Source organism: Dactylosporangium sp. NPDC051484 (assembly GCF_040689395.1).
GTDB lineage: Bacteria > Actinomycetota > Actinomycetes > Mycobacteriales > Micromonosporaceae > Dactylosporangium.
The window spans coordinates 198,880-211,363 of the sequence record NZ_JBFAZX010000012.1 but is presented as its reverse complement, the minus strand read 5'-3'; the positions used below and the strand labels follow the sequence as shown (position 1 = coordinate 211,363).

Below are 12,484 nucleotides of genomic sequence, written 5' to 3'. Positions count from 1 at the left end.
CCGTTACGAGGCAACGGTCGGGATCGCCTCGATCATCATCTGGCTCCGCGCGAAACCCGACCGCCGTCAACCATGATCCATCAGACAGGCCCTAGGGCCTGTGTCGTCCGCCGCAGCCCGGCCACCACTTCGACACAGGCCCTAAGGCCGAAGGCGGTATCCCATGCCGGGCTCGGTCAGCAGGTGGCGTGGCCGAGCGGGGTCTTCCTCCAGCTTGTGGCGCAGCTGCGTGACGTACTGCCGCAGGTAGTGGGTCTGCTTGAGGTACGTCGGCCCCCACACCTCCTGCAGGAGCTGCCGCTGGCCGACCAGCTTGCCGGGATTGCGCGCGAGGACCTCCAGCAGCTGCCACTCCGTCCTGGTCAGGTGTACCCCACCGCTGACCGTGCGCGCGGCGAAGTCGACCTCGTGGCCGCCGATGCGGACCGGCTCCAGCTCGTCGGCGGGGCCGAGCCGGCGGGTGACGGCGCGGACGCGGGCGAGCAGCTCGTCGACGCTGAACGGCTTGGTCACGTAGTCGTCGGCGCCGGCGTCGAGCGCCTCGACCTTGTCGCGGGAGTCGGCCCGGCCGGACAGCACCAGGATCGGCACCGGCGTCCACGAGCGCAGCTTGCGGATCACGTCGACGCCGTCGATGTCGGGCAACCCGAGGTCGAGCACGATCAGGTCGGGCCTGGCGTCGGCGGCCCGCTGCAGCGCCTCGGCCCCGCCGGACGCCACGACGACCTCGTATTGCCTGGCCACGAGGTTGATCCGCAGCGCGCGGACCAGCTGTGGCTCGTCGTCGACGATGAGAATCCGGCTCACGGATCAACCCTTGCACGAACCCTGCACGTGACGCCCGACACCCTTGAGGGCTTTCGCAAGCGGACCGCAAGTGCCCGCCAAGTCCTTGACGGCAGAGTGCTCAGCATGACGAACTCCTGCAAGTTCTGGGCCGGCCCCACATACACCTCGACCGCCACGACCGCCTCAGCCGCGCACCTGAACCAGGGCAAAGGCGCCGCTGGTGCGCCATGACGCGGGCAGGCTCCGCTCGGCGCCCGCGGACAGTCCGACCACCACGTCCGACTTCATCGTCCGCAGCGCGGCGACCGGGGCGGGAAAATACCCGGTGACCTCCTCGAACGACGTGGTCGACGGCCAGTGCAGATCCCCCACCAGGCGGCGGTAGTTGAGATCTCCCTTGAGGATCGTCAGCTCCGCCGCCGCGAACCGGGCCGCGAGAGCGTCCGGCGCCGCGTGGTACGTCAGCGGCGCGCAGTAGAACTCCTCGGTGTGCAGCCGCAGTGAACCGTCCCGCAGCGCCGCGTCCAGCCGGCCGCCGATCGCGCTGCCCGCGGGGAAGCGGCGCAGCTCGATGAGCACGTCGGCGCTCAGCGCGTCGGAGACGAAGTACGGCGCCGGCTTGACGTGCAGCTCGACCCGCGAGGCGCGGCCGGTGCGCAGCAGGAAGTCGATGAGCACCAGATCGGGCAGCAGCTCCCGGCCGGCATTGTCGGCGACGAGCACCACCGTGCCCCCGTTCGCCAGCTCCCACAGCCGCTCGCGGTCGTCGACGATCAGCTCGTCGACCCGGTGCGCCGCCTCGGCGACCAGCCGGAACCCCAGGTCGGCCCGGTTGCCCCACAGCGCCGCCGCGACCAGTCCCGCCGCCTGCTCCTGCTCCGGCAACTCCTGCAAGGCGTCGAGCTCAGCCAGCTCCGCGGGGCCCGGCAGGTCGGCGGCCTTCTGCGGCCCGAACGGGTCGATGCCCCGCCACGCCCCGGGCGCGTAGTAGCCGACCGCTTCGAGCAGCCGCCGGTAGAAGAAGTTCTCCGCCCACAGAAACGGCACGTCGTACCACGACCGGCCGTACATGCCCTCACCCCACGCGGCCCAGGCTTGCGCGTCGTGCGCCCCGCCGGGCAGGGGTTCCACGACGGGCTCGATCAAGAGCTTCTCAAGCCGCAGTCGTACCTCGGGAGGGTACGGATGCCCAGCCAGCACCCGTTCGACGATCGCCGGGTGCCGCTCGCGGAGCACCGACTCGGGAAACGAACCGGGCACGTTGCTGAGGATGGCGGATGGCTCGACGGGCATGGGGGCAGTATCGCCCCTAGACTCGAAGCTATGTCGGACGAGGTGTTGTACGCACTCTTCGCGGTCGGCGCGCTGGTGCTGATCGCCTTCCTGGTGCTGGCGATCGTCCTGGCCGTGCGGGTGTGGAAGACCGGCAAGTATCTGCAGACGATGGGCGTCGGCGGCAAGTGGGTGTTCTGGGGCGCGATCATCTACACCGTCTTCCCGTTCGACCTGCTGCCCGACCCGATCTACATCGACGACGTCGGCGTCCTCGGCGGCGCGCTCATCTACCTGAGCCGCCTGGCCGCCAAGACCCGCAAGAACCGGCAGCAGCAGGCGCAGGCGGCGCCGCCCCCGCCGCAGCTGCGGCGCCACCCCCCGCAGCGCACCCGCTGAGCAGCCGGCTCGTGCGTGATCTGGACGTACGCAAGCTGCGGGTGCTGCGCGAACTGCAGCGACGGGGCACGGTCGGCGCGGTCGCCGAGGCCATGCACCTCACCCCGTCGGCGGTGTCGCAGCAGCTCACGGCGCTGGCCCGGGAGGCCGGTGTGGCGCTCACCGAGCCGGCCGGCCGGCGGCTGCGGCTCACCCCCGCGGCGCAGGTCCTGCTGCGCCACGCCGAGGAGATCATCGCCCGCGTCGAGCTGGCGCACGCCGACCTTGCCGCCTCCGCCGCGGGCACGGTCGGCACGATCCGGCTCGGCGGGTTCGCCGCCACGCTGTCCGGCCTGGCCCTGCCCGCGCTGCGCCGGCTGCGCGGCACCGCGCCGGGCCTGTCGATACACGTCACCGAGGTCGAGCACCCCGAGGCGTACGACCTGATCATCCGCGGCGACCTCGACGTGGCGCTGGTGGTCGAGTCCGCGCAGGGGCCGCCCGCCACCGACCCGCGCTTCCACCGCACCCCGCTGTGTGCCGACGTCTACGACGTCGCCCTGCCGCAGGACCACCCGCTGGCCACCGCCGCCGAGGTCGCGCTGACCGACCTGGCCGAGGAGCCGTGGATCTTCCCGCACGCCGGGGTCTGCCTCGGCGTGTCCGTCGCCGCCTGCGCCACCGCCGGGTTCACGCCCGACGTGGTGCACCGCATCGGCGACTGGGACAGCGCGATGACCGCCGTCGCGCTCGGCATGGGCGTCACCCTGGTGTCCCGCCTGGCCCGGGTGAGCCCGCGGCCCGGGGTCGTCGTGCGCGAGATCGGCGCGCACCGCCCGGTCCGCCACATCACCGCCGTCACCCGCCGGGGCGGCCAGAGCGCGCCGCACCTGCGCACCGTGCTGGACGCGCTGCGCGAGGCCGGCGACCGGCTCAACCTTCAGCATCCCTGAACGGATCCGCCCACACTTCCGCGATGGACCCCGGACCGGGCGCGATGTGACGCTGCCTGCGTACCGCATGGGAAAGGGGACGCGGATGTCTGCGGCAAGCATGGGCCGTCTGGGGTTGCTGGGCCTGATCTGGGGCTCGGTCTTCCTGTGGATCAAGCTGGCCGGCCAGGACGTGTCGCCGGTGCAGATGGTCTTCGTACGGCTCGTCATGGGCGCCGCCGCGCTGCTGCTCATCGGCCTGGCCAAGGGGCTGCGGCCGCCGGGCGGGTGGAAGCTGTGGGGCCATCTCACCGTCGCGGCGCTGCTGGGCAACGCGGTGCCGTGGGTGCTGTTCGCCTGGGGCGAGCGCACCGCGTCCTCGTCGGCCGCGGGCATCATCAACTCCACCACCCCGGTCTGGACGGTCCTGGCCCTGCTCGCCCTCGGCGGCGGCGCCCGCCTCGGCGTCCTGCGCGCGCTCGGCCTGGCGCTCGGCGCGGGCGGCACGGTGCTGGTCGCGGCGCCGTGGCAGCAGCACGGCGCCAACAGCGCCGGCGGCGTGATCGCGTTCACGATCGGCACCGTCAGCCTCGGCGCCAGCTTCGCGTACATGGGCAGGTTCCTCACCGGGCGCGGCGTGCCGCCGCTCATGCTCGCCGCCGCGCAGCTCACCGCCGCCTCCGGCCTGCTGCTGCTGGCGATGCCCTTCGCCGGGCTGCAGCCGGTGCACCTGCACACCGACTCGCTGATCAGCCTGCTGGTGCTGGGCGTGGTCTGCACCGGCCTGGCCTACGTGCTCAACTTCGAGCTCATCACCCGCGACGGGGCGACCGTCGCCTCCAGCGTCACCTACCTGTTCCCGGTGGTGTCGGTCCTGCTCGGCGCGGTCGTGCTCGACGAGCCGGTCGGCTGGACGGTGTTCGCCGGCGCCGTGGCCGTGCTCGCCGGCATCTTCCTGATCCGCCGCCCCGCGCCCGCCGCGGCGCCGCAGCCCGTGCCGGCCGACGCATGACGCCGCGCGTCGGCGTCACCGTCGCCGGCTTCGGCCCGGGCACCGGCCCGGGCGCGGGACCGGCCGGCCAGCCGGCAGTGCGCCGATCGGGCGAGCCGTGGCGCCCGCGTGCTGGCACCATGGTGACGTGCTGACGATCGACATCACCGGCGCGCCGGCCGAACGGATCGCGTTCGCCGCCTCGCCACCGGCGGAGCTCACGTCGATGCCGGCCGTGCCGGTGTACGGGCCGGCGACGCGGTCCCGGGCGGGCGCGGCCCTCGTCGCCCTCGCGCGCGGACGGCAGGTCGGCGACGCCCTCGACGGCCCGGCGACCGCCGCGCTCGGCACCGTCCCGCTCGCGGCGTTCCCGCGATGAACGTCATCCCGGTCCCCGCCGAGGTGGTCCTGGACCCGTCGGTCACGTTCACGCTGCGCCCCGACGCCACGATCCGCTCCGATTCGGCGGTGCTGGGCGGATACCTCGCCGATCTCCTGCGACGGCCGACCGGATACGCGCTGCCCGTCGTGGACCGCCCGGGTGCCACGATCGAGCTCGTCCTCGTCGCCGAGCATGCCGGGCCGCCGCTGTCCGCCGAGCACGCCGGGCCCCCGCTGTCCGCCGTGCTCGACCGCGGCCGCCGGGGGGACGTGCACGCCGAGCTCGCTCCGGCCGCGACCGGCCCCGCCCTTCCGTCCGCTGCGGATCGCCCGCCTGCCGCGGTCCGTCCCGTCCCGTCGCCTGCCGGGGAGCGGCCGGGCGCTGCGATCGAGCACGACCGTTCGGACACTGCCGAGATTTCGGATTTTCCGGATGAGTCCTACACGGTGGAGGTCACCGCCGAGCGGGTTACCGTTCGGGGGCGAACGGAGGCGGGGCTGTTCTACGGGGTGCAGACCCTGTTGCAGCTCCTGCCCTCCGATGTGGATGCCCGTACCGTCCAGGATGGACCGTGGACCGTCCCGGGTGGACGGATCGCCGACCGCCCGCGCTACGCGTACCGGGGCGCGATGCTCGACGTGTCCCGCCACTTCTTCGGCGTCGAGGTGCTGAAGCGCTTCGTCGACCGGATCTCGCGGTACAAGATGAATGTCCTGCACCTGCACCTCACCGACGATCAGGGCTGGCGGATCGCGGTGGACGCGTGGCCGCGGCTGGCGAGCGTGGGCGGCGCGTCGCAGGTCGGGGGCGGCCCGGGCGGCCACTACACCAAGGCGCAGTTCGCCGAGCTGGTCGCCTACGCCGCCGCGCGGCACGTCACGCTGGTGCCCGAGATCGACATGCCCGGCCACGTCAACGCCGCGCTGACCGCCTACCCCGAGCTGAACCGCGACGGTGTCGCCCCGCCGCCGTACACCGGCGTCGCCGTGGGCTTCAGCACGCTGCGCGCGGACCTGGACGTCACGTACACGTTCGTGCGGCAGGTGCTGGAGGAGGTCGCCGCGCTGACCCCGGGCCCGTTTGTGCACATCGGTGGCGACGAGGCGCTGAGCACCTCGCCGGAGGACTACCTCGCGTTCATGGACCGCGTCCAGCCGCTCGTCACGGCGACCGGCAAGACGGTCGTCGGCTGGCACCAGATCGGCGCGGCCGACCGCGAGCCGGGCCGGATCGTGCAGTACTGGGGTAACCTGCCGGACCCCGACGACGACATGCGCGCGGCCCTCGCCAAGGGCGAGCGGATCCTGCTGTCGCCGGCGAACCGGGTGTACCTCGACATGAAGTACGACGCGGGCACCCGCATCGGCCTGGACTGGGCCGGCCACATCACGGTCCGCACGGCGTACGACTGGGATCCCGCGACGCTGCTGCCCGGCGCCCCCGACGTCATCGGCGTCGAGGCTCCACTATGGACCGAGACGGTGGAGACCGAGGCCGACATCGACCTGCTGGCGTTCCCGCGCCTGCCCGCGGTCGCCGAGGTGGCGTGGTCACCGCAGCCGGCGCGCGACTGGCCCGCGTTCCGCGCGCGGCTGGCCGCCCACGCTCCACGGTGGACACACTGGGGCGTCGGCTTCCACCCGGACCCGGAGATCCCCTGGTCGTAGCCCCGGCTCCCCCCGCTCGCTCGGCCTACGCGGCGGACGCCGGTTTGCGGGCCACCACGATGTCTCTCATGATCGCCTGGTCCACGCGATGGCGGAACGACAGGTAGGGCTCGTCCTCGACCACCTCGAGCCCCGCGTCGGCCAGCAGGCTCGCCGCCAGCTCCCGTTTGGCCACAAACGTGTTCCACGCCACGCCCATCGCCCCGCCGGCCCGCAGCAGCCGCGCCCACACCGGCGCCGCCTCGGCGAGCAGGTCCTCCGGGCTACGCACGAGCCCCTTGCCGGCGGTGCGGCTGCCGTGCTGCACACCGTAGGGCGCGTCGGTCACGACCAGGTCGAACGAGCCGTCCTTGAAGAACTCGGCCGAACGCACCGTATCCGCGTTCACCACGTCGAGCAGCTGGGTGGCCCCCGCCTTGTAGTCGTCCCGGTCCGCCGCGAGCTCGACGCGCAGCCGCTTGCCCACGACCTGCCGCTCCCGCCGCACCGGCCCGAACTCGGCCTTGTGCTTGAGCCGCTTGCGCTTGAGCCAGGTCTGGATGAAGGCTGCGTACGCCTCGAAGTCCTTCTGGTCCCGGTCCACCCCGGCCGCGTCGAAGCCGTACATGAGCGCCTGGTTCAACGTCGTCCCCCGCCCGCACAGCGGATCGAACACCCGGAACCGCCGCTCAAGCATCTCCCCGGCGAAGCCGGAGGCGAGCAGGGTCACATTGAGCAACAGCTTGGTGAACTGCTCGTTCGTCTTCCCCTGGTACTTCTGGATGGTGATGAGATCATCGTCGAACCGGTCGAGCGGCTTGAGCTCCACCGGCCGCAACATCTCCCCGACCACTTCGAACAGCGCGTAGACCGACGAGAGGTTCCCGAGCACGGCGGCGTCGCGCGCCGAGAGCTCCCCGGCCTCGAACGTCACATACGGAACCCCGGCGACCACCCGGGTCCCGACGTCCGACAGCCGCCGGCCAAGCACCCCCCGGTCGAACGCCAGCAACTCGGCCCGGGTCAACTCGACGGCTGAGTCGGCGTACACCCGATTGGCGGAAGGCAGGATGAGCAGTGCATACAGCGTCATAGGCCCCCCACCCTAGCGGACACCGCAGTACCGAGATGCGAGCGCCGGGGTCCGTACGGTAGAGTTCGTGTTCGCGGGCGATTGGCGCAGCGGGAGCGCGCTTCGTTCACACCGAAGAGGTCACTGGTTCGATCCCAGTATCGCCCACCGCCGAGGGCGAAGCCTGCTCATAGGGCTTCGCCCTCTTTCGCATGTCGGCGGTGGATTCCTCCCGCTCGCTTCGCTCGCTCATGGCGGGGGGCTGCGCCACCCCGCACCCCCCGATGCCTCGCTTCGCATCGGCACTGGCTTCGCTCCGCTTGCCCGGCCCCGGCCTCGCTTCGCATCGGCCATGCCCACACCGTAGCGTTTCGACCCGATCGACGTCGTCGAGCGGGGCGGACTACAGGAGATGCCGCAGGCGGCACCCGACGACCTGTGCCGCTCGGGTCCCGACCCGGCGGGCGCCGCGAAGAGCCCGTCCGCCGCCTTGACAAGCTGGGCCATCGCGAGAACCTGGTACCCGCGTGAGGGCACCGCTGTCTGAGGCTGGTCCGCGCGGCGTCAGGGCGTGGCGCTCGTAGCCCTCCAGCCCTATCCGCCCCTGCTGCGACACGAATGCGTGACGACTGTCGACGACACGTGCTGATCAGATCTGCGATCATGACGCGATGGGGGTATGGCTTCACGACGACAAGCTGTACGAGGTCAGCTCCGGGTACAGCTTGCCCGACGTTGCCTGGCAGTACGAGCTGACCGGTCTAACCGGAGCCCCCGGCACAGGCCCGTACCTCGAGATCGTCATCCCCGACTCGACTCCGGATGACGGTCCCTTCACACCGGGGCCGGCCCATCACGTCTTCGTTCGCGCCGGCGGCGGCCAGGTGCCGTGGCCGATCCTGACGAAGTTCATCGGCCTGGTGGAGTCCACTGGTGACCTGGTGGCGGAGGACCGAAGCCTCGCCACGGAGGGCACCGCGCTCCCCCTGACGCTCAACGGCTGGCAGCACGACGACCGGCAGTTTGAGGTCAACCAGTTCCACTTCGGGGACAACGGCTTGTGGTGCTACGAGTTGTACGAGGTCAAGCCGGACGCCGTGGGCAACAACTACATCGACGTCCAGATCGCGGATGCTCAGCCGGCGAGCGGACCGTTCGTGCCGGGTCCTGCCGACCGCGTGACGCTGACCATGCACGGGAATTGGGAGATCCCATGGCCGGTCTTCCGCCGCCTTGTCGATGCGATCGAAGCATCCGGCGACATCGTGGAGACATGAGCAGCCGACGGGAGTCGTGTTCCAGCGATACCGGGGCAAACAGGGGGTCACGGGAGCGAACAGCCGCGAACGCTTGTGAACCTCGAACCGTTGCGGCACAAGGGGTTTGGGCACGTCCGGCGCGAACGCTGTGGCGTTACCACCACGGCGGCTGGCCGGGCCCTTGGTAACCCGGGTGCGGTGCCGGACGGTGGCGAAAGTCGACTCGATCGGGTTGGACGTGCGTAGATGGATTCACTATTGGCCGGCGACGATCACTGGTGGATCATCCTCTGCGTGCGACCAGAAAACGACCCCAACCAGGCGAGCCCCTCCTCCACATCGCGGGTCAAGTTGACGGGGGAGGTCCTGCTGTGGCTCGCGCTCGGCATCCCGGTGGCGCTGTTCGTCATCCTCTGCTGCATCGGCTGCATGTTCCGTCTCATCGATCAGGAATACTGGAATCCGCCGGTTAGTCCGTAGCCGAGCCGTCCGAAGACAACCACTCGTCGGGAGAAATCTGGGAGACGATCTTGCGCAAACACCGCCCCGGGACGCCCGCGTTTGATGCGTTTCTTGTCAGCTCCGCGAATACGGCCTGGTGAGGGAAGGAGCCGAGGCTTCCCCTAGCGCGACGACAATGCAGGCCGATCCGCGAAGGACGGTGCGAGCCAAGCCGGCCGCGGGTGGCCAGGACCCGAACAGCCCAAGGTGTGGAGCCCGTCATGAGCACCACCCGTCCGGCCGCTTCCAGCCCCGCCGACGGCGGCACGGGCCATGGCCGCGCCGCCGCGCATCACCGCCGCGGAGGCGGCACGACCAGCGCCTGAGCACTCAGTAGCTGCACTGGACGGTCAGGTCGTCGACCTTGACCCCCGCGAAGCCGCCGGTGCTGACCGCCGACACCCGGACGACGACGTCGACCGGCCCGGGTTTCCACGACCCGGAGGTGTAGGCGTGCCACTGCCAGTCGTTCGGGAGCGTGATCTGGTTGAGGCTGATGTACGTCCAGGTCGACGGGTTGATGATCTCGAAGTTGACGCGGGTGCCGGGGGCCTGCTGCAGCCAGATCTGCGCGCTGCAGTTCGACGGGTGGTTGGCCGCGGGCGTCAGGTGCACGTTGCGGCCGACAGAGGCCCAGCCCGCGTCGAACCGGTAGACGTCGGCGTAGCGACTGCCGGTGTGCGGGGTGCCGTTGGTCCCGTCGAAGTTGCCGAAGCCGTTGCCGGAGCTCTGGAACCACCAGGTGGCGGCGGGGTTGGACTCGAATCCGTCCTGGAGCGCCCAGAGACTGGCGAAGGCAGGGCTGCTCAGCCCCAGGACCAGCCCGATGACGAGCCCGGCGACGGTGACCACATTGCGCGCGTGGCGGCGCAGCGACTTCAACATATCGATGAAGCTACATGAGAGCGCTTTTCCGAGCATCGGCCGATCAGCCCTTCAGCGCATCGAGCGCCTGTCCGCGGATGAGGTAACCGAACCGCACGACAAGATCGCCAGCCGCGTTTCGGAACCGATGGGGACGCAGATCACACGCCCGAGCGGGAGCAGCGGGGCGGGTATGAACAAGAGGGCGAGAACGGAGGAGCGATCCACCTCTCTGTTCTCGCCCCTCCGCCGGGGGAAACAGGGGGTCAGAGAGCTGCAACCGTCAAGCGAACAAAAGGACAGTCCGGCTTACACCCCGCTTGTAGCCACCGACCGTGGACAGCCGGACGGACACGTCAAAGGAGAGCGAGATGGTTTACGACAACGTGATCGAGAAGATCGGGTTGACCATCGACGCCGCGGGGGTCGTGGTCATTCTGGCCGGCGCGATGGTCGCGTTCGTGGCCTGCGCCGTCCGGCTCTCCCGGCACGAGCGTGATGTCTACCGGCGTCTGCGCCAGCATCTTGGCCAGACCATCCTGCTCGGCCTGGAACTGCTCGTGGCCGGCGACATCATCCGTACCGTCGCCACCTCGCCCACGCTGACCGGCGTGGCGATCCTGGGGTCGATCGTCCTCATCCGCACCTTCCTGAGCTTCTCGCTGGAAGTCGAGATAAACGGGCGATGGCCATGGCAGAAGCGCGACACCGCTGGGTAAGAAAGCCGCTGCACTGCCCGTGACACCATGGCCGGGTGAGCCGACGGCGTTGGCGAGGCGTCCCTCGGAGCATTCGCGTAGCGGTAGCCGGTCAGGCTGTTGTCCTGGCGTACGGCGGCGCAGTACATGTGATCCAACTCGTCACCGGCGGGTGGCCTCCTTATCCGTGGGCGCCGATCTGGCTGGCGATCTACTTCACCTCGTTGACCCTGCTCGACCCACTGGCGGCAGCACTGCTTCTGGCCCGGCGGGCGATCGGGCTCTACCTCGCCGCTCTCGTTCTCGTCACTGATGCGGCCGCCAACTGGTACGCCACTTACTGTCTGCCCGGTGCCACCGCAGTGGCTCGAATCGCCCAAGCTGTGATCAGCGTCCTCGCGTTGGCTTCGCTGCTCACGGTCCGATACGCACGATCTTGGATGTCCCGCCCTCGGCAGGGGGAACCGAGCCGCTGCACCTAAGATCGGCGAGAGCAGCCGGTCACGTCAACTCGTCAGCTCAGTGGGGTTCGGTAGAGAACCTCGACGTACACGATGTCGTCGTGCAGCACGTCGAGAATGAGGTGACCCGGCCACGGCGGTTCGAGGCAGACATTGCGGTGGCCGTTGCCGTAGGCGCCAGCCGGCTTGGGCGCGGTGTAGAAGCTCTGGCAGAAGTCGTCTCCGCAGCCGCAGACCTCGACGATACGCAACCGCTCGACCTGATCTGTCAGTCGATCCTCGCCGTACGCCTTGAGGGCGGCGGCGAGTTCGGTGGTGAAGATCGGCCAGGTTGTGCACAGTAACGGCGCCTGAGCTGGCTGGTTGTCCACGAGCACGCAGGCTATCCGCTCGATCTCCTGCTTGGCCACCCGCCTCCGACCGTGGATACCCGATCCGGGACCGCATCGCCCGCGTCGTGGACGGCGAGATCATCTGGGCGCCCGCCATCGACGACGCCTTCCCGCTGTCCACCCGCGGCGGCGATTTCGAACCCTGACCTTCCTGGTCTACACCGCCGAGGCCGCGATACCGCTGCCGCCTCCGGCGCCCGGGTGACACCGACCGCCGGGACCGGTCGCTGAACCGTCCCGGCCGGCGACGAAGGCGTGGGTCAGGGTGTTCGCGAGCAACCGACCGGCTTCGTCGGCGGTCCTGCGTCCAACCAGCACTTCCTCGTTGGCCGCACGGCCGAGGCCGTGGATCATCGCGTACATCCACTCGGGTGGCAGACCGGTGCGCAGTTCGCCCCGCTCGGCGGCCTCGGCCAGCCAGACCAGCAGCGGCTCATCGGCGGCGGGGTGGCGCAGCGGCGCCTCGGTGACGCTGCCGGACCGGTTGTCGAGGAACCGGTAGCGTTCCCCCACCCGGATGATCCCGCAGCCGAGGCGATCGAAGACTTCGGCGGCCGTGGCGGCCGGTGTGATCGCCTTCGTGACGACGGCCCTCTCCTCATCGACGACGAGGTCGATCAGCGCCTGGATGAGGTGCTCACGCGTCGGAAAGTGCCGATAGACGGTGACTCGCGCCACGCCGGACTCCGCGGCGATCTGTCGCATGCTCGCCTCGGGGTCGGCCGCGAGTATCCGGATCGCCGCGGCCAGCACCGCCTCCCGGTTGCGCCGGGCGTCCTGCCGCAGCCCCTGTTCGGTCGCGTTGAGATCACTGGCATTGTCCACGAGTAAATGATACAACGTGTCT

Annotated in this window: 16 protein-coding genes and 1 tRNA gene; 11 read left to right on the top strand and 6 right to left on the bottom strand. The window is 70.3% G+C overall.

Going from position 1 to position 12,484, the window contains the following annotated elements; translation table 11 throughout:
* Positions 1-141 precede the first annotated feature (141 nt).
* Positions 142-807 (bottom strand): response regulator, encoded by a 666-nt coding sequence (locus AB0367_RS21760; protein WP_366228177.1) that lies wholly within the window; start codon positions 805-807, stop codon positions 142-144.
* A 165-nt stretch (positions 808-972) separates the two neighbouring features.
* On the bottom strand, positions 973-2,082 hold the full coding sequence (locus tag AB0367_RS21755; RefSeq protein WP_366228176.1) for a damage-control phosphatase ARMT1 family protein: 1,110 nt from the start codon (positions 2,080-2,082) through the stop codon (positions 973-975).
* 30 nt (positions 2,083-2,112) lie between these two features.
* Here AB0367_RS21755 and AB0367_RS21750 point away from each other — a divergent pair, with 30 nt between their 5' ends.
* From AB0367_RS21750 to AB0367_RS21730, 5 genes are all read left to right on the top strand, one after another.
* Positions 2,113-2,460 (top strand): YkvA family protein, encoded by a 348-nt coding sequence (locus AB0367_RS21750; RefSeq protein WP_366228175.1) that lies wholly within the window; start codon positions 2,113-2,115, stop codon positions 2,458-2,460.
* An 11-nt stretch (positions 2,461-2,471) separates the two neighbouring features.
* Entirely contained in the window at positions 2,472-3,392 is a 921-nt protein-coding gene (locus tag AB0367_RS21745; RefSeq protein WP_366228174.1) for a LysR family transcriptional regulator, read from the top strand.
* Positions 3,393-3,477: 85 nt separating this feature from the next.
* Positions 3,478-4,383, top strand: a complete 906-nt coding sequence (locus tag AB0367_RS21740; RefSeq protein WP_366228173.1) for a DMT family transporter — start codon at positions 3,478-3,480, stop codon at positions 4,381-4,383.
* 127 nt (positions 4,384-4,510) lie between these two features.
* On the top strand, positions 4,511-4,741 hold the full coding sequence (locus AB0367_RS21735) for a hypothetical protein (protein ID WP_366228172.1): 231 nt from the start codon (positions 4,511-4,513) through the stop codon (positions 4,739-4,741).
* On the top strand, positions 4,738-6,411 hold the full coding sequence (locus AB0367_RS21730) for a family 20 glycosylhydrolase (protein WP_366228171.1): 1,674 nt from the start codon (positions 4,738-4,740) through the stop codon (positions 6,409-6,411). Before AB0367_RS21735 ends, AB0367_RS21730 begins: the two co-directional genes overlap by 4 nt.
* 25 nt (positions 6,412-6,436) lie before the next feature.
* Here AB0367_RS21730 and AB0367_RS21725 read toward each other — a convergent pair whose 3' ends face one another.
* Positions 6,437-7,483, bottom strand: a complete 1,047-nt coding sequence (locus AB0367_RS21725; protein ID WP_366228170.1) for an SAM-dependent methyltransferase — start codon at positions 7,481-7,483, stop codon at positions 6,437-6,439.
* 75 nt (positions 7,484-7,558) lie between these two features.
* On the opposite strand from AB0367_RS21725, the gene AB0367_RS21720 reads away from it, so the two are divergent.
* The 3 genes from AB0367_RS21720 (at position 7,559) to AB0367_RS21710 (ending at position 9,201) form a co-directional block, all read left to right on the top strand.
* A tRNA-Val gene (locus AB0367_RS21720) sits at positions 7,559-7,630 on the top strand.
* 503 nt (positions 7,631-8,133) lie between these two features.
* Positions 8,134-8,739: a hypothetical protein gene (locus AB0367_RS21715; RefSeq protein ID WP_366228169.1), complete on the top strand. Its 606-nt coding sequence runs from the start codon at positions 8,134-8,136 to the stop codon at positions 8,737-8,739.
* Between the two features lie 228 nt (positions 8,740-8,967).
* A complete protein-coding gene (locus tag AB0367_RS21710) occupies positions 8,968-9,201 on the top strand; it encodes a hypothetical protein (RefSeq protein ID WP_366228168.1) in 234 nt (77 codons plus the stop codon).
* Positions 9,202-9,552: 351 nt separating this feature from the next.
* Here AB0367_RS21710 and AB0367_RS21705 read toward each other — a convergent pair whose 3' ends face one another.
* Complete coding sequence (locus AB0367_RS21705; RefSeq protein ID WP_366228167.1) at positions 9,553-10,107, bottom strand: hypothetical protein; 555 nt, start codon at positions 10,105-10,107, stop codon at positions 9,553-9,555.
* 365 nt (positions 10,108-10,472) lie between these two features.
* Between AB0367_RS21705 and AB0367_RS21700 the strand changes: the two genes are divergently transcribed.
* Together AB0367_RS21700 and AB0367_RS21695 are read left to right on the top strand one after the other, a co-directional pair.
* Positions 10,473-10,805, top strand: a complete 333-nt coding sequence (locus AB0367_RS21700; protein WP_366228166.1) for a DUF1622 domain-containing protein — start codon at positions 10,473-10,475, stop codon at positions 10,803-10,805.
* Positions 10,806-10,933: 128 nt separating this feature from the next.
* Positions 10,934-11,266 carry a hypothetical protein gene (locus tag AB0367_RS21695; RefSeq protein ID WP_366228165.1) on the top strand — a complete coding sequence of 111 codons (333 nt, stop codon included), beginning with the start codon at positions 10,934-10,936 and terminating at the stop codon, positions 11,264-11,266.
* A 32-nt stretch (positions 11,267-11,298) separates the two neighbouring features.
* On the opposite strand, the gene AB0367_RS21690 is transcribed toward AB0367_RS21695, so the two are convergent.
* Entirely contained in the window at positions 11,299-11,655 is a 357-nt protein-coding gene (locus tag AB0367_RS21690) for a hypothetical protein (protein ID WP_366228188.1), read from the bottom strand.
* Here AB0367_RS21690 and AB0367_RS21685 point away from each other — a divergent pair.
* On the top strand, positions 11,577-11,783 hold the full coding sequence (locus AB0367_RS21685) for an encapsulin (protein WP_366228164.1): 207 nt from the start codon (positions 11,577-11,579) through the stop codon (positions 11,781-11,783). The genes AB0367_RS21690 and AB0367_RS21685 overlap by 79 nt on opposite strands.
* Before the next feature lie 10 nt (positions 11,784-11,793).
* On the opposite strand, the gene AB0367_RS21680 is transcribed toward AB0367_RS21685, so the two are convergent.
* On the bottom strand, positions 11,794-12,462 hold the full coding sequence (locus AB0367_RS21680; protein ID WP_366228163.1) for a TetR/AcrR family transcriptional regulator: 669 nt from the start codon (positions 12,460-12,462) through the stop codon (positions 11,794-11,796).
* Positions 12,463-12,484: the final 22 nt, after the last annotated feature.

Bases quoted from the DNA above. Each gene is read 5' to 3' on its own strand.
- AB0367_RS21740 (WP_366228173.1), top strand. From the start codon at position 3,478: ATGTCTGCGGCAAGCATGGGCCGTCTGGGGTTGCTGGGCCTGATCTGG.
- AB0367_RS21715 (WP_366228169.1), top strand. From the start codon at position 8,134: ATGGGGGTATGGCTTCACGACGACAAGCTGTACGAGGTCAGCTCCGGG.
- AB0367_RS21750 (WP_366228175.1), top strand. From the start codon at position 2,113: ATGTCGGACGAGGTGTTGTACGCACTCTTCGCGGTCGGCGCGCTGGTG.
- AB0367_RS21755 (WP_366228176.1), bottom strand. From the start codon at position 2,082: ATGCCCGTCGAGCCATCCGCCATCCTCAGCAACGTGCCCGGTTCGTTT.
- AB0367_RS21705 (WP_366228167.1), bottom strand. From the start codon at position 10,107: ATGTTGAAGTCGCTGCGCCGCCACGCGCGCAATGTGGTCACCGTCGCC.
- AB0367_RS21725 (WP_366228170.1), bottom strand. From the start codon at position 7,483: ATGACGCTGTATGCACTGCTCATCCTGCCTTCCGCCAATCGGGTGTAC.
- AB0367_RS21730 (WP_366228171.1), top strand. From the start codon at position 4,738: ATGAACGTCATCCCGGTCCCCGCCGAGGTGGTCCTGGACCCGTCGGTC.
- AB0367_RS21710 (WP_366228168.1), top strand. From the start codon at position 8,968: ATGGATTCACTATTGGCCGGCGACGATCACTGGTGGATCATCCTCTGC.